We start from the raw sequence: 21397 nt of genomic DNA on the forward strand, positions 1-21397 counted from the left end.
CTGCGTATTTACCGGCTGTTCAGCCCCGGTGTGTTCCGCGTCCTAGCGGCTGTCAGGGGCGTCTGCTCTACTGGTTGAATGACAACAGTGACTGAAGCTTCAGTCGCCGGCAACGAAGACCGGCGCTCGAACACGAACAACCTTAACGGCAGCAGGCTTATGGTGGCCCTGGACGTGGACGGTACCCTGGTGGACCACGACGGCCACATGTCCCAGGGCGTCCGGGAAGCAGCGCAGGCGGTAGTGGCTGCCGGGCATGAGGTGCTGGTGGCCACGGGCCGGTCCCTGAACGCCACCCTGCCCATCATCGAGAAAATCGGGATCGACCGCGGCTATGCCGTCTGCTGCAACGGCGGTGTGACCCTCCGGCTGCACCCTGAGCTGGACGGCGGCTACGAGGTCATTCACAAAGCCACTTTCGATCCCGCACCCGCCCTGCGCGCCCTCCGCGAGCGGCTGCCCTCGGCCAAATACGCGCTGGAGGATGAGGACGGCAACTTCCTCTCCACCGAGCGGTTCCAGGACGCGAGCTTCGGCGTGGAGGCCGTCGGCGTGGACTTCCACACGATGCTTGAGGCCACCGCCGTGCGCGTGGTGGTCTTCAGCACCGAAAACACGCCGGAGGAGTTCAACGAGGCCATCCGGCAGATCGGCCTGGCCGGCGTCACCTACTCCGTGGGCTGGACCGCGTGGCTGGACATCGCCGCCGCCGGGGTCACCAAGGCCAGCGCCCTCGAGGAGCTCCGTGTGCGCCTCGGCGTGGAGCAGCACCTGACGGTGGCCATCGGCGACGGCCGCAACGACATCGAGATGCTCGGCTGGGCAGGCCGGGGCGTGGCCATGGGCCAGGCGCCGGAGGAAGTGCTCGCCGCCGCTGACGAGGTCACCCACTCCGTGTACGACGACGGCGCCGCCCACGTGCTGCGCAGCCTCGTCTAGCGTCGGGGTACGGCAGCCGGCGCCCCGGGGCGCGGACGCTTGATAGATGCAGGCAATCCCCATACGTTGGGAAAGATCGGTGCGAGTACTTCGGCGATGCCGGGGTACGGGACCACTTGAACAACACACCCGGGAGGTTGCGCCGGAAGGCGGAACACCCTGCGAAGGAGACGTCTGTGCGGCAATCAAGTTCCGAAGAAGACCTTTCGATCGAAAGCATTGCCGTTGAGCCCGGCGGACTGGAGCCGGCAGCGGCCGAGGCCGGGGATATCACGTACGACGAGCAGTTCTATCCGGCCCGCCCCAAGGCACTGCGGCCGGTGGCGCGCCGCCGCCAATTCTTTGCCGACCGGCCTTCGCTGGAATTCGACGGCCGCAACGCCGCCTACGTGGAATGGCTGCGGAACCAGGCCATGCTGGGCGACGCGAACGTGATGGCCCGGCAGCTCTCCGGCCAGGCCAGCATGTGGCAGAACTCCTACGCGCACCCCAATCCGAGGGCCGCCGTCGAGCGCGCGCCCGTCTGGTTCACCGCCTACCCGCTGTCCTTCATCACCCGCCCCGGGCAGTCCTTCCTGGCGGCGCTGGGGGACCCGGAGCTGTGGGAGGCGTTCCGCGAGATCGGCATCCGCGGCCTGCACACCGGACCGGTCAAGCTGGCCGGCGGCATCCAGGGCTGGGCGCAGACCCCCAGCGTGGACGGGCACTTCGACCGGATCAGCATGGCAATCGATCCCGTGTTCGGCACCGAGGACGAGTTCCGGCGCATGTGCGAGGTGGCGGCGGACCACGAGGGCACGGTGATTGACGATATTGTGCCCGGCCACACGGGCAAGGGCGCAGACTTCCGGCTTGCCGAGATGAACTTCCGGGACTACCCGGGGATCTACCACATGATCGACATCCCGCAGGAGGACTGGAACCTGCTGCCGGACGTGCCCGAGGGCCAGGACTCGGTGAACATCAGCCCCGAGGCGGAGAAAGCCCTGCAGAAGGCGGGCTACATCATCGGCCGGCTGCAGCGGGTGATCTTCTACGAGCCCGGGGTCAAGGAAACCAACTGGAGCGCCACCCGGCCCATCGTGGGCACGGACGGAAAGACCCGGCGCTGGGTCTACCTGCACTACTTCAAGGCAGGCCAGCCCTCCATAAACTGGCTGGACCCCACGTTCGCCGGCATGCGCCTGGTGGTCGGTGACGCACTGCATTCCCTGCTGGACCTGGGAACCGGTGCGCTGCGGCTGGACGCCAACGGGTTCCTGGGCGTGGAGAAGAGCGCCGAGGAGGAGCCGGGCTGGTCCGAGGGCCACCCGCTGTCCGAGGCGGCAAACCAGCTGATCGGGTCCATGATCCGCAAGGTGGGCGGGTTCTCCTTCCAGGAACTGAACCTGACCATTGACGACATCAAGGCCACCTCCGAGAGCGGCCCGGACCTCTCGTACGACTTCATCACCCGGCCCGCGTACCACTTCGCCCTGGTCACCGCGGACACTGAGTTCCTCCGCCTCACACTGAAACTGTCCATGGAAATCGGCGTGGACCAGGCCTCGCTGGTGCATGCCCTGCAGAACCACGACGAGCTCACCTACGAACTGGTGCACTTCGCCGCCGGGCACAAGGATGACGTGTTCGAACTACACGGCGAGGAACTCACCGGCGCCGAGGTGGCCGAGCACGTCCAGCAGACCCTGCGGGAGCGCCTCACCGGGGAAGCCACGCCATACAACGCGCTGTTCACCACCAACGGGATTGCCTGCACCACTGTCAGCTTCATCATGGCGGCCCTGGGCATCGAGGACCCGGACGCCCTGAGCCCGGAGCAGGAAACCCAGGTGATGGACATCCACATCCTGCTGTCCATGTATAACGCGCTCCAGCCCGGTGTTTTCGCGCTGTCCGGCTGGGACCTCACCGGCATCACGGCGCTGGACCGGGAAAAGGTCCGCGAGCTCACCGCCCAGGGCGACACCCGGTGGATCAACCGTGGTGCCCACGACCTCATGGGCACCAGCCCCGAGGCCGAGGCGTCCTCCGCCGGCATGCCCCGCGCGCGCAGCCTGTACGGTCCGGTGCCCGAACAGCTCGGCAACCCGGACTCCTTTGCCCGGCGCCTGCAGAAGATCCTGGCCGTGCGGGAGCAGTCCGGGGTGGCCACGAGCACGCTGCTGGACGTGCCGGACGTGTCCAACCGCGCCCTCCTGGTTCTGGTCAACCAGCTCCAGGACGGCACGCTCCAGGCCACGGTGCTGAACTTCTCCGGGCAGGACATCTCCGGCAGCATCCAGTCCGCGCACCTGGTGCCGGGATCCACGGTCCATGACCTCTTCACCGGGGAACAGGTGGGCCAGGTGGATGACCTGCACAGCTTCTTCCTGGAACTTCCCGCCTACGGCGGCACGGCCCTGGTACTGAAGGACGCCGCGCCCGAAGAGGAAACGGAGGCGGACTCCGCTTCGTAGTCCACGGCCCGCGCAGGGCAGAATGTTAGCCATGACCCTCACCACCTTCGCCCTCATCCGCCACGGCCAGACCGACTGGAACGCCGAACGGCGGCTGCAGGGATCGACGGACATTCCCCTGAACGACGTCGGGCGCGGGCAGGCGCGCGACGCCGTCGCCACCCTTGCGCCGTACCGCTGGGACGCCGTCGTCTCGTCACCGCTGAGCCGCGCGGCAGAGACGGCGGACCTGATCGCGGAAGGCCTGGGGCTCACCGTGGCGCGGCGCGTTCCGGAGCTGACGGAGCGCAGCTTCGGTCCGGCCGAGGGCATGCAGGCAGGCCCCGAGCTGGAGGCGCTCCGAGTGCCCGGCGGGTTCCGGGGCGCCGAAAGCGAGGACGACGCCGCGGCGCGCGGCCTGGGTGCGCTGGAGGAGCTGGCGGAGGAGTTCCGCGGCAGGCGCCTCCTGGTGGTTACGCACGGAACGCTGCTCCGCGTGAGCCTCAGCCGGGCCACCGGCCGAACGCTGGCCAGCGTGGACAACGCGGTGCTCAACCTGGCGCACCACCACAAAATCGAGGGCTGGCGGCTGGAATACTTCAACGGCGAACCGGTGCTGGCAACCACCGGAAGCTAGCCGGGCTGCTTTAGCGGACTTCCAGGATCAGTCCCAGCAGCCGTGCCGCTGCGGGCCGTGCCGCGTGCTCCTCATGCCACTGCGCCCGGGCCAGGGCCTTGCTGACGGCCTGTGTGGTGATGCCCAACTCCTGCGCCACGGCCTTTTGCTGCCCGCGGACCCCCGGAGTCAGCAGGTCCAGGACCCGCCATTCGGCCGTGGACCGGTCGTGGACGATGTGGCCCAGCAGGCGAAGCACGGCCTCGGCCTCGTGGGAGATGTCCGCCAGCGGGCCTTCAACGGCCACCGGAATCCGTTCCCGGGTGCTGCGCAGCCGGTCCACGGCACGGCGGGCATACACCAGGCCGTGTCCCGTGGCGTCCCGGATCAGGTTGGGCAGCGGCTCATTTACCGGGCCGACGCCGATTCCCACGTACCAGGACCCACAGCGCAGGGCGATCAGTGCTGCGTCCACCGCCTGGTGCGGGCAGTCCACAATTCCCTGGACCTCATCCTCGACGGAGCGGTCGAAGTCCAGGCGCGCCGGAATGTGCCGCAGGTCCTTCAACAGCTGGGGGACGAGGTCGCCGTCGCGCCTGCTGTCCGTCTGGTTGATGGTCAAGGTGAACATTGCACCAAAGACTACCTGCAGGCAGGCAAAGGAAGGCAAGCAGGGTTGCCCCTGACCTTGGCATCTGGTGCGATGGGGGAGTGCCGCCGACAGAGGCGGACGCAACGTGAGGATGGTTATGGCCGGCAGCATGGGGCAGGACGAACTGGAACTCGTGGACCGCTGGTGGCGCGCGGCCAACTACCTTTCGGTGGGGCAGATCTACCTCCGCGCCAACCCCCTGCTTCGTGAACCGCTCCAGCCGGAGCACACCAAGTCCCGCCTGCTGGGCCACTGGGGCACCACCCCCGGCCTGAACTTCGTTTACGCCCACCTTAACCGCATCATCCGCCGCGACTCAGCCGCGATGCTCTTCGTGGCAGGTCCGGGCCATGGGGGTCCCGCCGTCGTCGCCAACGCCTGGCTGGAGGGCACCTACTCGGAGATCTACGGGCACGTCGGCCGGGACGAGGAAGGTCTGGCGGAGCTGTTCCGGCAGTTCTCCTATCCCGGTGGAATTCCCAGCCACGCCGCCCCGGAGACGCCCGGATCCATCAGCGAGGGCGGCGAACTGGGCTATTCGCTGGCCCACGCGTACGGGGCGGTGCTGGACAATCCCGGCCTGGTGGCCGCCGTCGTGATCGGTGACGGCGAGGCGGAGACCGGCCCGCTGGCGGCCAGCTGGCACTCGCACACCTTCCTGGACCCGGTGGCGGACGGGGCCGTGCTGCCCATCCTGCACCTGAACGGGTACAAAATCGCCAACCCCACCGTCCTGGCGCGCATGCCCCGGACCCAGCTGGAGCAGCTGCTGCGCGGGTACGGGCACGAGCCGTACTTCGTGGACGTGGAAGACCCGGACGCCACGGAGAAGGCGCACCGCGACTTCGCCGACGTGCTGGATCACTGCATGGCAGACATCAGTGCCATCCAGGACGCCCACCGGAAGGGTTCCGCCGACGGGGAGGGCGCGCGGCGCTGGCCGATGATCGTGCTGCGCTCGCCTAAGGGCTGGACCGGCCCGCGCATGGTGGACGGCCTGCAGGTGGAGGGCACCTGGCGCAGCCACCAGGTCCCGTTGTCGGAGGTGCGGACCGACGAGGAGCACCTGCGGCAGCTGGAGGAATGGCTGCGGTCCTACCGGCCCGGGGAACTGTTCGACGGCGGCGGCCGGCTCCGCACCGACGTCGCCCTTGCCGCCCCCGGGGGCGACCTGCGGATGAGCGCCACCCCGCACGCTAATGGCGGAGTCCTGCGGCAGGCGCTGAAGCTGCCCGCATACCGGGACCACGCCGTCGCGGTTTCGCGGCCCGGGACCGAGCGCGTCAGCCCCATGATTACGTTGGGCGGGTGGATGCGGGACGTCATTGCGCGGAACATGGCGAATTTCAGGCTGTTCGGGCCGGATGAGACCGCGTCCAACCGGCTCCAGGACGTTTATGAGGCCACCGACAAGGTGTGGCAGTACAGGATTGACGACGGCGACGAGCACCTCGCGCGGTCCGGCCGGGTCATGGAGGTGCTTAGTGAGCATCTGTGCCAGGGGTGGCTGGAGGGGTACCTGCTGACGGGGCGGCACGGCGTCTTCAACTGCTACGAGGCGTTCATCCACATCGTGGATTCAATGTTCAACCAGCACGCCAAGTGGCTGAAGGTGCACCGGCAGCTGCCCTGGCGGATGCCGGTGCCGTCGCTGAACTACCTGCTGTCCTCGCACGTTTGGCAGCAGGACCACAACGGGTTCTCGCACCAGGACCCCGGGTTCATCGACCACGCCGTGAACAAGAAGGCCGAAGTCATCCGGGTGTACCTGCCGCCGGACGCGAACACGCTGCTGTGCGTGATGGAGCACTGCCTTGCGTCCACGGACTACGTGAACATCGTGGTCAGCGGCAAGCAGCCCTCGCCTACGTGGCTGGGGCCTGCCGAAGCCGCGCAGCACTGCCGCCGGGGGCTGGGGATCTGGACGTTTGCCGGCTCCGAAGTCGCAGGGGAGGAGCCCGACGTCGTCCTTGCCTGCGCGGGCGACGTGCCCACAGTGGAGACCGTGGCCGCGGCTGCGCTGCTGCGGGAGGGCGCACCGGAGCTGAAGGTGCGCGTGGTGAACGTGGTGGACCTGATGCGGCTGCAGGACTCCAGCGAGCATCCGCACGGGCTGAGCGCCCGCGACTTCGACGGGATTTTCACCACGGACAAGCCGATCATCTTCGCTTATCACGGTTACGCGGCGCTGATCCACCGGCTGGCCTACCGCCGCACCAACCAGGACGGGCTGCACGTGCGCGGGTACAAGGAGGAAGGGACCACCACCACGCCGTTCGACATGGCCATGCTCAACGGGATCGACCGGTTCCAGCTGGCCATTGACGCCATTGACAGGGTGCCCGGCATGGCTGCCAGGCGCGCCCTCCTGCGGCAGGAGCTCCAGGACCGGCGGAACCGGGCGCGCCAGCACACCCGCACCCACGGTGAGGACCCGGACGAGATCCGCGACTGGTCCCTGCCCTTCTAGGAGTTTTTGTCCACTTACTAGCCTTGTAAGTGGACGAAAAACTTGAGGGGTTAGGCGGCCTCGAACTCGAGCGCACCTTCGATGCCGCCGGACTGCGGAAGCTCCGCGCCGCTCGCGAACCCGGCCCACAGCGCACGCAGCTGCCGGCCGGTCCCGTCCACTTCTTCCCACCCGGCGCCGGCAATCAGCCCTACGCCGTCCCATGTCTTCCGGGTGCCCAGGAGCAGCGGGAGATCGATGGTGTGCGCCGCGCCGAAAATGTTCCCCGGGGCGTGCCAGTGCAGGATGTAGCGGTGTGCCCGTCCGCCGGCCCGCACGTGCCGCCGGGCGAACCTGCGCGTAGCCCGGCCGTACACCGTTTCCGTGACCAGCCAGTCCACAGCGCGCACCGCCGCGGCTCCCACTACGGGAACGCCCTGCACCCGCATCAACAGCCGGTTCCGCGGCAGGAACAGCCGGGCTTCTTCAGAAGTATGCCCAATCAGCACGTCAATGCCCGGGGCGGAACGGTTCCAGGCAGCCTCGATGTCCTTCTCTTCCGGCAGTGGCGCGTGACCGTACTGGGTGCCGAAGGGCATTGCCGCCAGCATTCCGAACTTCCGCGCCACCTGGGCAACCTCGGCTTCGCGGGCCACCACGTCCATGGCCGGCGTGTCGTCGGTGACGGCATCGGCGGCGATGCCCATGGCGTGGTTCATCTTGGCGCGGCCCCGGGCAATGCCGAGCGGAGCGCTTTGGATGATGGCCCGCTGGAACAGCTTCGGTGCCTCCGGCGTGGCCATCAGGTGGGCTATCGCGTCGCCCCCGGCGGACTGTCCGAATGCGGTGACGCGGCCAGGGTTCCCGCCGAAAGCGGCAATGTTCCGCCGGACCCAGCGAAATGCCTCGAGCTGGTCCAGCAGTCCCAGGTTCCCGGGGCGCCCGCCATGCGTGGCCAGGAAGCCGAACAGCCCCAGCCGGTAGGTCACGGACACCACGATGACCCGGTTCTCGGCCACCAGCCGGGCGGGGTCGAAGATGGCCAGATCCCCGGAGCCAGTGGTGTAGGAACCGCCGTGGATCCACACCATGACCGGCAGCCGTTCCCCGGCAGCAAGGTCGCCGGGCATGGTGATGGAAAGGTTCTGGCAGTCCTCGCTGCCCGGAAGCTCGCCGTACCTGGTGCCAAGGACGTCGTCGAGGAAAGGGACCGGACCCTGCGGGCAGGCCGGCGCAGGGGAGGTCGCCGCGTACACGGAAGTCCAGTCCGCTGCCGGCGACGGCGGCCGGAAGCGGGCCGCCGTGGCGTAGGGGATCCCCGTTGCGCGGATGACGTCCCCGTCCCGCCGGCCCTCAACGGCGCCGCACGGCGGGTGGAACAACAGCTGGGAAGTCAGGACTGGCTCGGAACTCACAGGTCCACGATTCCATAGTTTCCTGGGTGCCGGACAGCAGAAATCCCCGCCTCCCGGCCCGTTCCCCCTTGCATCAAGTGGGGATTTTGTCCGGCAGGCGGGGATCTGCGGTGAACCTAGTGGCCGGTGGGCACGTAACGCTTGATGGAGGCCTCCAGCTCTGCCTCGGCGGCGGCGCGGTCGCCCCAGCCCTCGGCCTTGACCCACTTGCCCGGCTCCAGGTCCTTGTAGCGGGTGAAGAAGTGCTCGATTTCCTTGATCAGGAACTCGTTGACGTCGCTGACTTCCTGGATGTGGTCGAAGCGGGCATCCACCGGGACGCAGAGGATCTTGGCGTCTCCGCCGCCGTCGTCCGTCATGTTGAAAACGCCGATGGGGCGGGACTCGACGATGACGCCCGGGTGCAGGTCGAAGTCCTGCAGCAGCACCAGCGCGTCCAGCGGGTCGCCGTCCTCGCCCAGGGTGTTCTCGAAGTACCCGTAGTGGGTGGGGTACTGCATCGAGGTGAAGAGGACGCGGTCCAGGCGGACGCGGCCGGTCTCGTGGTCGACTTCGTACTTGACGCGGGATCCCTTGGGGATCTCGATGGTCACGTCGTGCTTCATGGAATGCTCCTCGGCAGTTGCGGGGGGTTCGCGGCACCGTGACGCCTGCCAGAAGGGAGTGTCCGTGCCGCCGACTATTATTGAGGATATAGCGAGAGGCCCTGGAATCAGGAACTTGTGGGGATATTTCAGGACTGAGGACCAGCACCAGCATGACCAAAACAACCGGCCGGGAACTGCGGCATGACCGCGGCCGCCGGCCCCGCGGAGGCATCCCCGCCGTCCTTCGCAGGGCCTGGCCAACGGCCCTGCTGCTGGTTCTCCTGATCGCCCTCCTGGCACCCGCTGCCGCCCAACTGGCGCCCGGTTTCACAGGCCCGGCGCCGGAGGCCGCGCCGCCTGTGCCGGCCTGGCACCAGGCCCCCTCCACGCTCACCGCCCGCACCGGCCTCGCGGCCCTCGAGGCGTCCGCACCGCTTCCGGCCGCCGCAGCCGTCCGCGCGCAGATTGACCCTTTGCTAAAGCCCGACGGCGGCGGCAATTTCACGGGGTTCGTCCAGGATGCGCTCACGGGCCGGGTCCTCTTTGACCTGGGCGGTTCGGCCAACAGGGTGCCGGCTTCGAACATGAAACTCCTCACCGCGGTCGCGGCCTTGCGGTCGCTGGGTCCGGAGCGGCGGTTCGCCACCAGCGTGGTGGCCGGGCCCGGACCGGGCCAGGTGGTCCTGGTGGGCGGCGGCGACGTCCTCCTGGGTGCCGGCAGTTCCCGGCCGGAAACTGTCATGGGGCAGGCCGGGCTCGCCACGCTGGCGGAACAGACGGTGGAGTCGCTGCGGGCCTCGGGTGCCGCCGGGAAGATTGCCGTCCTGCTGGACGACTCACTGTTCACCGGCCCTGCCCTGAACCCCGCCTGGGATACCGGCGACGTCGAGGCCGGCGAGGTGGCACCCATCTACCCGGTAGCCCTGAACTCGGGCCGGTACGACCCCGCCGTCCTCACCGGTCCCCGCCCCAAGGACGCCGCCCTGACCGCTGCCGGCTCCTTCGCGGACCTGCTGCGTGCCAAAGGCAAGGCCGCGGGACTGGCTGTGGCCCCCGGCGTCGCACGCGTTCCTGCCCAGGCGGCCGGGGCGCCGGAAGGGCAGGCAACCTTGGCGCAGGTGGAATCCGCCACCGTTGCCGAGCAGGTGGGCTGGATGCTGCGGACTTCCGACAACTACCTGGCGGAGGCGCTGGGCAGGATGACGGCAGTGGAGGGCGGTCTCGCCGGAAGCCACGACGCCGCCACCGCAGCGGTCCGCACGCAGGTGGGGGAAGCCGGGATCCCGACCGACAGCATGAACCTGGCGGACGTGTCCGGCCTGGCCATGGGCAACCAGGTGACGCCGCGGCAGGTTGCTGAGGTGGTCCGCGCCATCACCTCGGGTACGGACCCGAGGCTTCGCGCCGCGTTGGACGGCTTCCCCGTGGCTGGCCTCACCGGGACGCTGGATACCCGGTACGGCGACGATTCCACCGCGTATGGCGCCGGCCTGGTCCGTGCGAAGACGGGAACGCTGAATACGGTGCTGGCGCTGAGCGGCTACGTGGTGGACGCGGACGGGCGGCTGTTGGTTTTCTCGTTCATCGGCAACGGACTGACGCCGGGCGCCGCCGGGAACAGGATTGCACTGGACCGCGCCGCCACGGCGCTCGCGGCCTGCGGTTGCCGCTAGGTTGACCGCATGGGCGGTGCCGGCAACGGCAGCCCGGGCGGGGATTGTTCGTGCGGGAAGGGCCGATGCTGTGTTCTGATGGGAGCTATGGAGTCCACTGAGCGTGAGTCGTCAGGCCAGACCTTATCCAACCCGGCACAGACGCTGATCAACTGGGACCTTGCGGCCTCGGCAGCCGCCAGGCTTGCCCCTGCCGGGCCCGTGCTGGGCAAGGCAGAGATCGGCGAGGCGGTGGCGGGCCTGCGCCGGCTGGCCGATGAATCAGTGGGCCACGTCCACCACATCACCGGGCTGGAAGCAGCCCGGGACCTGCGGGATTCGTCCGTGCTGATCGTGGACCGCGCGTCCTGGTCCAAGGCCAACACGCAGAGCTTTGCCGTCATGCTCCGGCCGGCAATGGAGAAGATGCTGGCAAACCGCCGCGGCACCGTAAGCCCGTCCGCGGCCAGCGTCAGCGGCGCCATTACCGGCAGCCAGCTCGGCGCTATCCTGGCGTTCCTGTCCAGCAAGGTCCTGGGCCAGTACGATCCGTTCTCCGCGCTCGCCGAAAACTCCCATGCCCCGGCCGGCGGACGGCTCCTGCTGGTTGCCCCGAACATCGTGGCGGTGGAACGGGAGCTCAACGTCACCCCGGAGGACTTCCGGCTGTGGGTGTGCCTGCATGAACAGACCCACCGGGTGCAGTTCGCCGCCGCGCCGTGGCTTCGGGACCACATGCTGGACCAGATCGAGGAGCTCAGCGAACACCTCCTGGGCAACGTGGACTCCCTGATGGAACGTGCCACCGCAGCCGCCCGTTCGCTGAAGGACCGGTCCGCGTCGGGGGACACCCCCGGCCGCGGCGCCATCCTGGACCTGCTGCAGGACCCGGAGGAGAAGGCGGCGATCTCGCACCTGACCGCCGTGATGAGCCTGCTGGAGGGGCACGCCAACGTGGTCATGGATGCGGTGGACGCCAGCATCGTGCCGTCCGTGAAGACCATCCGGCAGCGCTTCAACGCCCGCGGCAAGGACCGCGGCATCATCGAAAAGTTCATCCGGAGCCTCCTGGGACTCGACGCCAAGATGCGGCAGTACTCGGACGGTGCCCGGTTTGTCCGTGCCGTGGTGGACGTCGCCGGGATGGAGGGCTTCAACAGGGTCTGGGAGTCCGCGGACCATCTCCCCACTGAGCCGGAAATCCACGACGCCAAGCTCTGGCTTGAGCGGATGGGCCTCTAATTGCCTGAGCTTTCCCCCGGCGGGCCAAACGGACAGATCCACAAGAGCGGACGACGGCGGCCCGGCCGGCTGGCGCCGGTCGTCGGCACCGCGCGCAAGATGGTGCAGAACGCCCTTGCGCAGGCGGGATATCCGGCACACCTTGTCGTCGCCTGCAGCGGCGGGCCGGACTCGCTGGCGCTCGCCGCCGTCGCGGCCTATTTTGCCCGCCGCGGGCACGTAGACGGGCATCCTGTCACCGTGGGCGCCGTCGTGGTGGACCACCAGCTGCAGGACGACTCGGCGCAGGTTGCCGCCCGGACCGCGCAGGTCCTCGAGGAGCTGGGACTGGCGCCCGTGGAAGTCCGCACCGTGTCCGTGGCGGCCACCGGCTCGGGGCCCGAAGCGGCGGCCCGGGACGCCCGGCATGCGGCCCTCAATGCGGCGGCGGAGGAGCAGGGCGCCTCCGCCATCCTGCTGGGCCACACCCTTGACGACCAGGCAGAACAGGTGCTCCTGGGCCTGGCGCGGGGGTCGGGCACCCGCTCGTTGGCCGGGATGAGGCCGGCGCGCGGCAAGCTGCTGCGCCCGTTCCTGGGCCTGCGCAGGGCGGACACCGAGGAGATCTGCGCGGTGGAGGAACTCGAGCCCTGGCACGACCCCACCAACCTGGACCCCTCTTTTGCCCGTTCCAGGACCCGCGTGGAGGTCCTGCCGCACCTGGAGGAAAAGCTCGGTCCGGGTGTGGCAGAATCGCTCGCCCGGACGGCGTCCATCCTCCAGCTTGACGCCGACTATCTGGACGATGTGGCCGAAACCACTTTTGCGTCACTGGCGGCCCGGAACGGGCGGGAGGTGAGCCTCCCGGAGGACCTGCTGCGGGCGCTGGCCCCCGCCATCCGGTTTCGCGTAATCGCCAGGGCAGCGGCCGACGTCGGCGGGCAGCAGCCCGGCTACCAGCGCCTTTTGGCGGCGGAGGCGCTGTTGCGGCGGCAGGGTTCGGCAGGTCCCGTGGAGCTTCCCGGCGGGGTCAGCGTGTACCGGTTGTCGCTGGCCGAGTTGGAGGCGGCGCCGGCGCCGGACGGGCATGCTGCGGCTGCCGCCGTTCCCCGCGGGGGCGCGCGCTGTGGGAAGCTAGTATTCCGGCCTCAAAAACCGCCCCGAAAATAGTCGCACACCCCGCATCTACACAGGAGCCATTGGTGGATTCTAACGACGTCCAGGCAGACCTCAAGCACGTTCTCTACACCAAGGAACAGATCCAGCAGCGGATTGCAGAACTCGCTGCCCAGATCGACAAGGACTACGAAGGCCGCGAACTGCTCATTGTGGGCGTGCTCAAGGGTGCGGTGATGGTCATGGCCGACCTGGCACGTGCCCTGCACAGCCACGTGTCGATGGACTGGATGGCTGTGTCCTCCTACGGTTCCGGCACCCAGTCCTCGGGAGTTGTCCGCATCCTCAAGGACCTGGACACCGACCTGATGGGCAAGGACGTCCTGATCGTCGAGGACATCATCGACTCCGGCCTCACGCTCTCCTGGCTCAAGACCAATCTGGAATCCCGCGGCACCGCGTCCGTGGAAATCTGCACCGCCTTCCGCAAGCCCACGGCAGCCAAGGTGGAAATCGACGTTAAGTACGTGGGCTACGACATCCCCAACGAGTTCGTGGTGGGCTACGGCCTGGACTACGCCGAAAAGTACCGCAACCTGGACTTCGTGGGCACCCTGGCTCCGCACGTCTACGAGTAAAATTCCCGCGGGACGCTTGGTGCCGGGGCCCCGGCACCCGGCACCTGGGCTCCAAACGCGGGTGTCGCCCGGACGGCGTTGACAGCACGGTCCGCGACGACCTGCCCGTCAGTTCCGGAATCAAGGATCGTATTCCGGGCCGAGCCGGAATCCACCATGACGGTGGTAACGGCCAGGCTGACAGAGGACTCGGTGGCCAGCAGGGCATCCACCTGGGCCGAATAGCACGAGTCGCCGGACGTGGCGCGGACGTCCACGGCAACCACGTGGTTGCTGGACACGAAGTTGCCTGTCCCGGCCGCCAGCCGGATGATGACCGGCGTTGCTCCTGCCGGACGGATGCTTTGAGAGTCGATGGCCTCGGAGAAGTGGTTGCCGATCACCGAGTTGTTGTTCCCGCTGACGCAGAGCAGGCCGGTGAGGTCGTCCAGGCCGTTGTCCACGCCCAGGAAGGGCGTCCAGGGCTCAAGATCACGCAGGAAGTGGTTGGTGGCCACGAGGTTTTCCGAGCTGTCCCCGGCCAGCACCACCATCCCGGGGTAGAACGAGTGCAGGCGGTTGTTGGTGACGCTGGACCGCCGGACGCCGGACAGGTGGACGCTGCTTGAGCCGCGCGGGAAAATGTTGTTCGCGGTGACCAGGAGCCCGCCGTGGTTCTCGGCATGGATCGAGTGTCCCTTGAAGCCGGCTCCAACCAGGTTGTCGGTGATCTTGGATGCCTGTCCCCATCCGCGCAGTTCGATGCAACTGCCGCATTCGGCGATGAAGTTGCCATGGATGGACAGCGCGTCTGCGTGGTAGACAGTGAGGGCGTTTTCCAGGTACACGAAGCCCATGCCGGTGATCCGGAATGAGTCGTTGGCGCTGGCCACGTAGATGCCTGTCTTGCCGTTGACGTAGGTGTTTTCCGGATGCATTCCTGAACCGTCCGCAGCGAAGTGCAGCCCGTCGATGCAGAAGTTGGCGAACTCCACCGAGCTGATCCGCGGATTCCCGGTCCGCTCGATGTAGAAGGCGGCGCCCCGGGCTTCCGCACCGTCCTCCGCGGAGGGAATATCGACGATGATCCGGCTCCCGCCCGGCCACAGCTCATGCAGGTCAGGCCATTCTTCCTCCGGAACGTTGAACCGGATGCTCGATGACGTAAAGCCGTGTCCCGAGCCCTCGATCCGAAGGTAGCTGACGTCGATGAGCACCTGCGTGCGGAGGTGGTAGTCGCCCGGCGGTATGTAGATTACCGCCCCCGGCTTTCCGCCGTTGTCCATATCGCTGGCAGTCTGTCGTTCCTTGATGTCGGCGATGATGCTGTTGATCACTTCACCTACGTCCCTGGCCGGGTTTCCCACGGGCCAGGTGGTGACGTCGTAGCGGTTGCTGTTGTGCATGGCTTCCCTTGCTTCGTGGTGTTCAGGACAGTGCGGAGACGGTGAGCTGGAGTATTGTCGCAGGGCCTCCGGCGGCGGACAGCCAGTTCTCCCGCGCTTCGGTACCGGGGAAGACGAGGTCTGTCAGGAGTGCCGTGCCGCCCTGCGCGAAGACTTCCACCGAGCAATGGTCGACGACGATCTGCAACCTGAGCACGCCGTCCTCGATTGCCAGCGGGGCTGACTCCACCGACGCGAACTTCGCGTGGAAGCGGCTTTCTCCCGACTGCCTACGGTCAAGGACCAGCCGGGAACCGTCCGGCTCGAAGCGAAGGATGGTGCCCTCGCTGCCGTCAGCGCTCGCGAAGAGCCGGAACTCAATACGCCTGGCGTTTCCAGGGAGGATCTCCGCCTTGATGACTTGGGCGCTGCCGCGTTCTGCGTCCGGCAGCCGCAGTGCGGAGTCCTGCAGGCCAAGATTGTCCGCGTGCATCAGTTTTTTGGAAGCGGGCTGCTCTCCGGTCAAAGAATTTCCGCCCAGTACGGGCTGCTGGACCAGCCGGGCGGAGCCGTCGGCTGCGGTGAGGCGCACTTCGCGGGCGAGCGTCATGGAGGACCGCCAGGGGGCCGTGGGCAGCTGGTTGGCGTAGTCCCAGTTGTTCATCCAGCCGATCATGATGCGCCGGCCCTCGGGGACGTTGCTGAAAGAGACGGAGGCGTAGCAGTCGCGTCCCCAGTCCAGCCACAGGCATTGCTGCAGGGCGGCAGCGGCAGCCGCGGGGTCACCCAGGGCGCTCACCCCGGCCGGCGCGGCAACTGAGGAGGCGTCCGGGACGAACCGCGTGCCGTCGAACTGGCCCACGAAGTACTGGCCCCCGGAGCCTCCCGCTACAGCGCCCGGGTTGACGTTGACGATCAATACCCATTTGACGTTGTCCGGGTCCCCGTCAACGGCCAGGGGAAAGAGGTCGGGGCATTCCCATTCGCCCTGGTCCGCGTTCATGGGGCCGAAGTCGCTGAGGAAGTCCCAGGTCTTGAGGTCGTCCGAACGGTAGAAGACCACCTTCTGGTGCTGCGCTTCGACCGCCACCATAATCCAGCAGGTGCCCTGCCCGCCCTCGTAGCGGAAGACTTTGGGATCGCGGAAGTGCGCGGAGTTCCGGGCGAGGACAGGGTTGCCGCCGTACTTGTGCCACGTCATGCCCGCGTCGGTGCTGTAGGCCAGGGACTGCGCCTGCGTGCCGTGGTGTTCGGAGGCGGCCTTGTAGGCGCTGGTGTAGATGGCCACGAGGGCAGGTGCGTCCGCGGTGCTGAAGCCGGACGTGTTTCCGTGGTCCACCACCACGGAACCGGAGAAGATGTCCTCGCTTTCGTCGCAGGCAATGGCGACGGGGTGTTCGGTCCAGTGGAGCAGGTCCCGGGAGGTGGCGTGGCCCCAGGACATGTTGCCCCACACGTTGCCGTAGGGGTTGTTCTGGAAGAAGAGGTGGTAGAGCCCGTCGTGGAAGACCAGGCCGTTGGGGTCGTTCAGCCAGGTGTTCCGGGCAGTGAAGTGGATGGCAGGACGGAACCTGGCGGTCTCGGCCGGAGGTGTTTCCGGGCGTGCGGCATCAAGGAAAGTGGACATGTTTGGTGCGGTCCTCTTGGAAAGTGGAAGGGGCTGGGTGCTAGGGCCGGGGGGCCGCGATGGAGTCACGGCGCACCAGCGGACAGCCCAGGATGGTCGGGTGAAGTGCCATGAGGGTCAGGTCTGTCTTCCCTTCGACGGCGTCAATCAGGTGCTCGGTGGCCCAGGCACCCATCTCGTAATGGGGCAGGGCCACGGTGGTGAGGCCCGGGTGGAGGTTCGCGGCGATCAGCTCCTGGTCATCGAAGCCGACCACTGAAAGGTCATCCGGGATGCTGAGTCCCAGCTCGGCGGCGGCGCGGTAGGCTCCCATCGCCATCCGGTCGTTGTAGCAGAACAATGCCGTAGGCGTATCGGCCCGGTCCCCGCGTGCGAGGATCCGCCGGGCCGCCTCATAGCCGCCGTGCACTTCGGAGACTGCGGATTCGACGGGTGCCGCCCCGCCGTCGAGCCCTGCTTCGGTCAGCATGGCCCGGAAGGCCTGGAGCCGCTGGCGGGTTGCGGGGACATCATCGGTGTTGTTGATGAAGCCCACACGGGTGTGGCCTGCTTCGAGTAGCGCACCCACGGCGGCACGCGCACCGCCGTCTTCGTCCGGGATCACGGCTGTGATGTTTCCGCCGCTGGCCACCGAGTCCACCAGGACGGAGGGCACGCTGCCCAGGTTGTCCGGCAGCTCCACGTTGCGGTGGTACATGGTGGCGTAGAGGATGCCGTCCACCCGGCGTTCCAGCAGGGCCTCGACGTCCGCCCGCCGGGATTCCAGGCTCGCCGACCCGGAGGTGTTGATGATCATGAGGCCGTACCCCCGGGCTTTGGCGGCCTCGTCGGCGCCCAAAATGATGCGGCCGGCGTGGGGCGTGGTGGCAATATCCTCGCTCACCAGCCCCAGCATGCCGGTCCGCTGCGTGCGCAGGGCCTGGGCCAGGCGGTTGGGACCGTAGCCGAGCTGCTCGGCGGCGGACTTGACCTTGTCCCTGGTTTCGGGGCTGATCCGGGCGTAGGAAACCTCGTTGAGCACGTGGGAGACGGTGGTCACCGAAACGCCGGCGGCGACGGCCACGTCCTTGATGCCGATGTTCTTGTTGCTCATCTGTCTCCCACGTCCTTATGGTTTGTGATGCCCCTGGGGGTTACCAGTAGGCTACTCGTTGCTGCCGGCCTAGCCCTTGACGGCGCCGAGCGTCATCCCTGCCACGATCCTGCGCTGCAGCAGGAGGGTCAGCAGGATGACCGGGATGGAGTACACGGCGGCCAGCGCCGTCATGGATCCCCAGTCCAGGCCGAACTGGGTCTGGAAGTTCGCGATCACCACGGGCGTTGTCTGCGAGCGGATGGCCGTCATGAGGAGGGCGAAGAGGAACTCGTTCCAGGAGGCAAGGAAGGCGAAGATCGCCGTGACGGCGATGCCGCCGGAGACCACCGGGATGACCACCCGCCAGAGGGCGCCGAGCCTGCTGCACCCGTCCACGGTTGCCGCCTCCTCCAGGTCCTGCGGGACGGCTTCGAAGAAGCTGGACATCAGCCAGATGGAGAGCGGCAGGGAAATGGTGGTGTGCGCGATGGACAGCGCGATGGGGGTATCGGCCAGGCCCACGGACCCCATCATGGAGGCCAGCGGAATGCCGATCGCCACCGGCGGGACCATGCGCGTCACCAGGGCGGCCATGATGAAGATCCGGCCGCTGAGCGTCTTGTACCTGGTAATGCCGTAGGCGGCGGGAACCGCCAGGACCAGGGACAGCACCGTGCTGATGACCGCTGTCTGGATGCTGTTGATGAACGATGCCGGCACGCCGCTGCGGCCCAAGGCGTTGGCGTAGTTCTCCAGTGTCCACTCCCTCGGCAGGATGGTGGGCGGCACGGCGATGGTGTCGATCGGGGTTTTGAAGGACGTAAACAGCAGGTACAGGAACGGGAAGCCATAGAGCACCAGGGCTGCCGCGAGGAGGATCCACAGCAGGGTCCTGGTGCTGCGCCGCCCGGCCTCAAGCCCTTCCCGGTTGACGCTGCGGCGCTTGCGGGGGTGGACGACGGCGGGTGGCGCAGCAGGTGCCGCGGCCGGCTTGGCCGGGGACCCGCCGTCGTGCTTGGTTCGTTCAGCGACGCGCATCAGGTGTCCTTTCCTGGCCGCCAGATGGTGGCCACCGCAAAGAATGCGACAGCGAGCATGGCCAGCAGGTAGAGGGTGCCCATGGCGCTGGCCAGGCCGGGATCGCCGAAGCGGATCATGGTCCGGTAGATCAGCAGGCTCATGGTTTCCGAGGCGGACTGGGGGCCGCCGTTTGTTTGGATGAGGATGGTGTCGAAAGCCCTGGCCGCGTCGATGCCGCGCACCACCAGCGCCACTGCGATGACGGGCCGGAGCAGCGGAAGGATGATCCGGAACAGCAGGGCCGGTGCGCGGGCGCCGTCCAGCCGTGCGGCTTCGATGAGGTCGCCGGGGATGTTCTGGAGCCCGGCGAAGAGCACCAGGCACATGAACGAGGTGGTCAGCCAGATGTCCGGGATCGCCACGGAGAAGAGCACGATGTCCGGGTCGGACAGCCAGCCGATCCGGTTGGGGTTGTCCAGGATGCCGGCCTGGTGCAGGAGGGTTCCGATGAGGCCGAAGTTGTCGATCATCAGGAACTTCCAGAGCAGGCCTGCAACGATCGGGGCGATCATGAGCGGGTACATGAACACGGTCCGCCAGATCTGGGAGCTGCGGCCCAGCATGGTGAACAGCAGCGCCATGCCCAGGCCCAGGGCGAACTCGAGGGTCACCACCACCAGGGTGTAGGCCAGGGTTCGCCAGCCCGCGCCCGTGAAGGCCTCGGAGGCGAAGGCGCGGAAGTAGTTGTCCAGGCCCACGAAGTCGCGGGGGCCGCCGGCGATGGGGGAGATCTTGAAGAAGCTGTCGGCCACGAGGCGGAACAGCGGGAAGGCCACGAATACTGCCAGGAACAGCGCTGCTGGTGCCATCAGGAACAATGCGAAGCGGCGATCGGAAATGCGCACGGTTTTCTCTTCCGCTGGTTGGGGCCGCGGCCGGCACCGGTACACAGGTGCCGGCCGCGGGGGTCTTACTTGAGGAGGTCCTCGATCTGCTTCTTGGCGTCGGCGAGGAGGGTGGCGGAGTCACCGCCGGCAACGGCCTTTTGCAGCATGGGCACCAGGACGGTGTCCACGATCTGCTGCCACTTCTCGGTGGCCGGGCGGGTGGCGGTGGCTTCCCCGTTGAGGGTTTCGATCAGCGGGCCGAAGCTCTCGTAGCCTTCCTTGTCCTGGTACTTCTCGAACGCGGAGATGCGGGAGGCCAGGCCCAGGCTGGATTCAACGCCCATGCTGTTGTGGTCGTAGGCGCACTGCACGAACTTCTTGGCGGCCTCGGTGTTCTTGGTGGCCTTCGGCACGGTGAGGTACCAGGGGCCGGGAACGCCGCCGACGCCGGCGGATCCGGCGATCATGGGGGCTGCGCCCACCTTGCCCGCCACCGGGGAGTCCTTGGGGATCTGCCGGTAGGCGTGGGCCCAGAACCGGGTCATGGCGGTTTTGCCTTGGTTGAACAGGTTCTGCGCTGCGGCCCAGTCGACCTGGGCGGCACCGGCGGGAGCATATTTGGTGAGGCCAACGTAGAAGTCCAGGGCTTCCTTGTGCGCGGCGTTGTCGATGACCACCTTGTCGCCGTCCAGGACCATGGGTGAACCCGCCTGCAGGACGTGGGCCAGCCATTCGGTTTCCACCCCGCCCTTCACGTCGGTGCCGTACATGCCGTCCTTGGTGAAGAACTCTGAGATGTCCTGGTACTGCTTCCACGTGGTGGGGGCAGCCAGTTCGTAGCCGTACTTGGCCTGGAAGCCGGCCTTGTTCTTTTCGTCCTCGAACAGGTCCTTGCGGTACAGGATGATTTCAGCGTTGGTCCAGGCGGGCAGGCCCACGAAGTGCCCGTCCACGTTGGCTTCCTTGACCAGGGCCGGGAAGATGTCCTTCTTCGCCTCGTCGGTGAAGATCTCGTCGATGGGCTGGAGGGCGTCCTTGAAGCTCGGCAGCCACACGGAGTCCAGGGCGGCCACGTCGAAGGAGACGTTGCCGGAGGAGAATTCGCTGGAAAGCCGGTTGAACATGCCGTCATAGGGCAGCTCGACGAAGTTGACGTCCACGCCCGCGTCCTTCTTGCACTGCGCGGCCACGCCCGTCAGTTCGGCGTGGCCGCCGGCCTCGACGAGGACATTAACGGTGCCGGTGCCGGTGGTCTGGGACGACGCGGCCGGGCCTCCTGCGCCGCACGCCGAGGCGGACAGGGCGACGGCGGTGCAGATGCCGCCGACGGCGAGCCTGCTGATGTATTTACGAGTGGACATCGCTGTCGACTCACTTTCTCTTGAACGGAAATGGTGAGAATGCTTCAGCTGCTGACAAATCGTTTTGCCAAAACGACTTGGCACAAACTTAGAACCGCCTCGAAAGGGTGTCAAGGGATGACCGGAAACTTTACGTCGCGGTTGTACCGCCGGCCGGGGATCCGCCTCCCACCTGCGGCGAAGGGCGGGCATCCCCGCGTACTGCTACGCCCACAGGGAACTTTTGCCCGGAACCATGCGTGATCTACTGCGGACGGTGTATAGCTAGAAGCTGACGCAGCACCATCACGGGCGCAGAGTACTCGCCGTGAAGCACTACCGGAAGGGACGGGGCCAGCCC

The 21397-nt window shown here is 67.4% G+C and carries 17 protein-coding genes; 8 read left to right on the forward strand and 9 right to left on the reverse strand.

Features of this window, described 5'->3' with window-relative positions; all coding sequences use genetic code 11:
* The first annotated feature begins 78 nt into the window (after nt 1-78).
* The 3 genes from ACIQCN_RS07150 to ACIQCN_RS07160 all read left to right on the forward strand — a co-directional run bounded on the left by ACIQCN_RS07150 (nt 79) and on the right by ACIQCN_RS07160 (nt 4014).
* A complete protein-coding gene (locus tag ACIQCN_RS07150) occupies nt 79-939 on the forward strand; it encodes an HAD family hydrolase (protein WP_400610148.1) in 861 nt (286 codons plus the stop codon).
* Between the two features lie 209 nt (nt 940-1148).
* Complete coding sequence (gene treS / locus ACIQCN_RS07155) at nt 1149-3398, forward strand: maltose alpha-D-glucosyltransferase (protein ID WP_400607895.1); 2250 nt, start codon at nt 1149-1151, stop codon at nt 3396-3398.
* A 31-nt stretch (nt 3399-3429) separates the two neighbouring features.
* A complete protein-coding gene (locus ACIQCN_RS07160) occupies nt 3430-4014 on the forward strand; it encodes a histidine phosphatase family protein (RefSeq protein ID WP_400610149.1) in 585 nt (194 codons plus the stop codon).
* Between the two features lie 10 nt (nt 4015-4024).
* Here ACIQCN_RS07160 and ACIQCN_RS07165 read toward each other — a convergent pair whose 3' ends face one another.
* A complete protein-coding gene (locus tag ACIQCN_RS07165) occupies nt 4025-4624 on the reverse strand; it encodes a hypothetical protein (RefSeq protein WP_400607741.1) in 600 nt (199 codons plus the stop codon).
* A 118-nt stretch (nt 4625-4742) separates the two neighbouring features.
* On the opposite strand from ACIQCN_RS07165, the gene ACIQCN_RS07170 reads away from it, so the two are divergent.
* Nucleotides 4743-7115: a phosphoketolase gene (locus tag ACIQCN_RS07170; RefSeq protein ID WP_400610151.1), complete on the forward strand. Its 2373-nt coding sequence runs from the start codon at nt 4743-4745 to the stop codon at nt 7113-7115.
* 50 nt (nt 7116-7165) lie between these two features.
* Here the strand turns inward: ACIQCN_RS07170 and ACIQCN_RS07175 are convergent, their stop codons facing one another.
* The gene (locus ACIQCN_RS07175) at nt 7166-8509 is read right to left on the reverse strand and encodes a carboxylesterase family protein (RefSeq protein WP_400610153.1); all 1344 of its coding nucleotides are present in this window, start codon (nt 8507-8509) and stop codon (nt 7166-7168) included.
* 116 nt (nt 8510-8625) lie between these two features.
* The gene (locus tag ACIQCN_RS07180) at nt 8626-9114 is read right to left on the reverse strand and encodes an inorganic diphosphatase (RefSeq protein ID WP_018762663.1); all 489 of its coding nucleotides are present in this window, start codon (nt 9112-9114) and stop codon (nt 8626-8628) included.
* A 152-nt stretch (nt 9115-9266) separates the two neighbouring features.
* On the opposite strand from ACIQCN_RS07180, the gene dacB reads away from it, so the two are divergent.
* From dacB to hpt, 4 genes are all read left to right on the forward strand, one after another.
* Nucleotides 9267-10769, forward strand: a complete 1503-nt coding sequence (gene dacB, locus ACIQCN_RS07185; RefSeq protein ID WP_400610155.1) for a D-alanyl-D-alanine carboxypeptidase/D-alanyl-D-alanine-endopeptidase — start codon at nt 9267-9269, stop codon at nt 10767-10769.
* Between the two features lie 87 nt (nt 10770-10856).
* Nucleotides 10857-11990 carry a zinc-dependent metalloprotease gene (locus ACIQCN_RS07190; RefSeq protein ID WP_400610157.1) on the forward strand — a complete coding sequence of 378 codons (1134 nt, stop codon included), beginning with the start codon at nt 10857-10859 and terminating at the stop codon, nt 11988-11990.
* Nucleotides 11991-12089: 99 nt separating this feature from the next.
* Nucleotides 12090-13139, forward strand: a complete 1050-nt coding sequence (gene tilS / locus ACIQCN_RS07195) for a tRNA lysidine(34) synthetase TilS (protein ID WP_400610284.1) — start codon at nt 12090-12092, stop codon at nt 13137-13139.
* A gap of 32 nt (nt 13140-13171) precedes the next feature.
* On the forward strand, nt 13172-13723 hold the full coding sequence (gene hpt / locus ACIQCN_RS07200; RefSeq protein WP_059388924.1) for a hypoxanthine phosphoribosyltransferase: 552 nt from the start codon (nt 13172-13174) through the stop codon (nt 13721-13723).
* Here the strand turns inward: hpt and ACIQCN_RS07205 are convergent.
* From ACIQCN_RS07205 to ACIQCN_RS07230, 6 genes are all read right to left on the reverse strand, one after another.
* Nucleotides 13714-15108 carry a NosD domain-containing protein gene (locus tag ACIQCN_RS07205; protein ID WP_400610159.1) on the reverse strand — a complete coding sequence of 465 codons (1395 nt, stop codon included), beginning with the start codon at nt 15106-15108 and terminating at the stop codon, nt 13714-13716. The genes hpt and ACIQCN_RS07205 overlap by 10 nt on opposite strands.
* 22 nt (nt 15109-15130) lie before the next feature.
* Nucleotides 15131-16714: a glycoside hydrolase family 32 protein gene (locus ACIQCN_RS07210; RefSeq protein ID WP_400610161.1), complete on the reverse strand. Its 1584-nt coding sequence runs from the start codon at nt 16712-16714 to the stop codon at nt 15131-15133.
* 40 nt (nt 16715-16754) lie between these two features.
* Complete coding sequence (locus ACIQCN_RS07215) at nt 16755-17807, reverse strand: LacI family DNA-binding transcriptional regulator (RefSeq protein ID WP_400610163.1); 1053 nt, start codon at nt 17805-17807, stop codon at nt 16755-16757.
* A 69-nt stretch (nt 17808-17876) separates the two neighbouring features.
* Nucleotides 17877-18827 (reverse strand): carbohydrate ABC transporter permease, encoded by a 951-nt coding sequence (locus ACIQCN_RS07220; protein WP_400610165.1) that lies wholly within the window; start codon nt 18825-18827, stop codon nt 17877-17879.
* The gene (locus tag ACIQCN_RS07225) at nt 18827-19714 is read right to left on the reverse strand and encodes a carbohydrate ABC transporter permease (RefSeq protein ID WP_400607719.1); all 888 of its coding nucleotides are present in this window, start codon (nt 19712-19714) and stop codon (nt 18827-18829) included. The genes ACIQCN_RS07220 and ACIQCN_RS07225 overlap by 1 nt, the downstream gene beginning before the upstream one ends.
* A gap of 65 nt (nt 19715-19779) precedes the next feature.
* Nucleotides 19780-21057 (reverse strand): ABC transporter substrate-binding protein, encoded by a 1278-nt coding sequence (locus ACIQCN_RS07230; RefSeq protein WP_400610167.1) that lies wholly within the window; start codon nt 21055-21057, stop codon nt 19780-19782.
* Nucleotides 21058-21397: the final 340 nt, after the last annotated feature.

The sequence above is a fragment of the Pseudarthrobacter sp. NPDC092424 genome, from assembly GCF_044754925.1.
Lineage (GTDB): Bacteria > Actinomycetota > Actinomycetes > Actinomycetales > Micrococcaceae > Arthrobacter.

Coding starts and splice junctions, on each gene's coding strand:
- ACIQCN_RS07150 (WP_400610148.1), top strand. CDS start 79: ATGACAACAGTGACTGAAGCTTCAGTCGCCGGCAACGAAGACCGGCGC.
- ACIQCN_RS07160 (WP_400610149.1), top strand. CDS start 3,430: ATGACCCTCACCACCTTCGCCCTCATCCGCCACGGCCAGACCGACTGG.
- ACIQCN_RS07165 (WP_400607741.1), bottom strand. CDS start 4,624: ATGTTCACCTTGACCATCAACCAGACGGACAGCAGGCGCGACGGCGAC.
- ACIQCN_RS07170 (WP_400610151.1), top strand. CDS start 4,743: ATGGCCGGCAGCATGGGGCAGGACGAACTGGAACTCGTGGACCGCTGG.
- ACIQCN_RS07180 (WP_018762663.1), bottom strand. CDS start 9,114: ATGAAGCACGACGTGACCATCGAGATCCCCAAGGGATCCCGCGTCAAG.
- dacB (WP_400610155.1), top strand. CDS start 9,267: ATGACCAAAACAACCGGCCGGGAACTGCGGCATGACCGCGGCCGCCGG.
- ACIQCN_RS07190 (WP_400610157.1), top strand. CDS start 10,857: ATGGAGTCCACTGAGCGTGAGTCGTCAGGCCAGACCTTATCCAACCCG.
- tilS (WP_400610284.1), top strand. CDS start 12,090: ATGGTGCAGAACGCCCTTGCGCAGGCGGGATATCCGGCACACCTTGTC.
- ACIQCN_RS07205 (WP_400610159.1), bottom strand. CDS start 15,108: ATGCACAACAGCAACCGCTACGACGTCACCACCTGGCCCGTGGGAAAC.
- ACIQCN_RS07210 (WP_400610161.1), bottom strand. CDS start 16,714: ATGTCCACTTTCCTTGATGCCGCACGCCCGGAAACACCTCCGGCCGAG.
- ACIQCN_RS07215 (WP_400610163.1), bottom strand. CDS start 17,807: ATGAGCAACAAGAACATCGGCATCAAGGACGTGGCCGTCGCCGCCGGC.
- ACIQCN_RS07220 (WP_400610165.1), bottom strand. CDS start 18,827: ATGCGCGTCGCTGAACGAACCAAGCACGACGGCGGGTCCCCGGCCAAG.
- ACIQCN_RS07230 (WP_400610167.1), bottom strand. CDS start 21,057: ATGTCCACTCGTAAATACATCAGCAGGCTCGCCGTCGGCGGCATCTGC.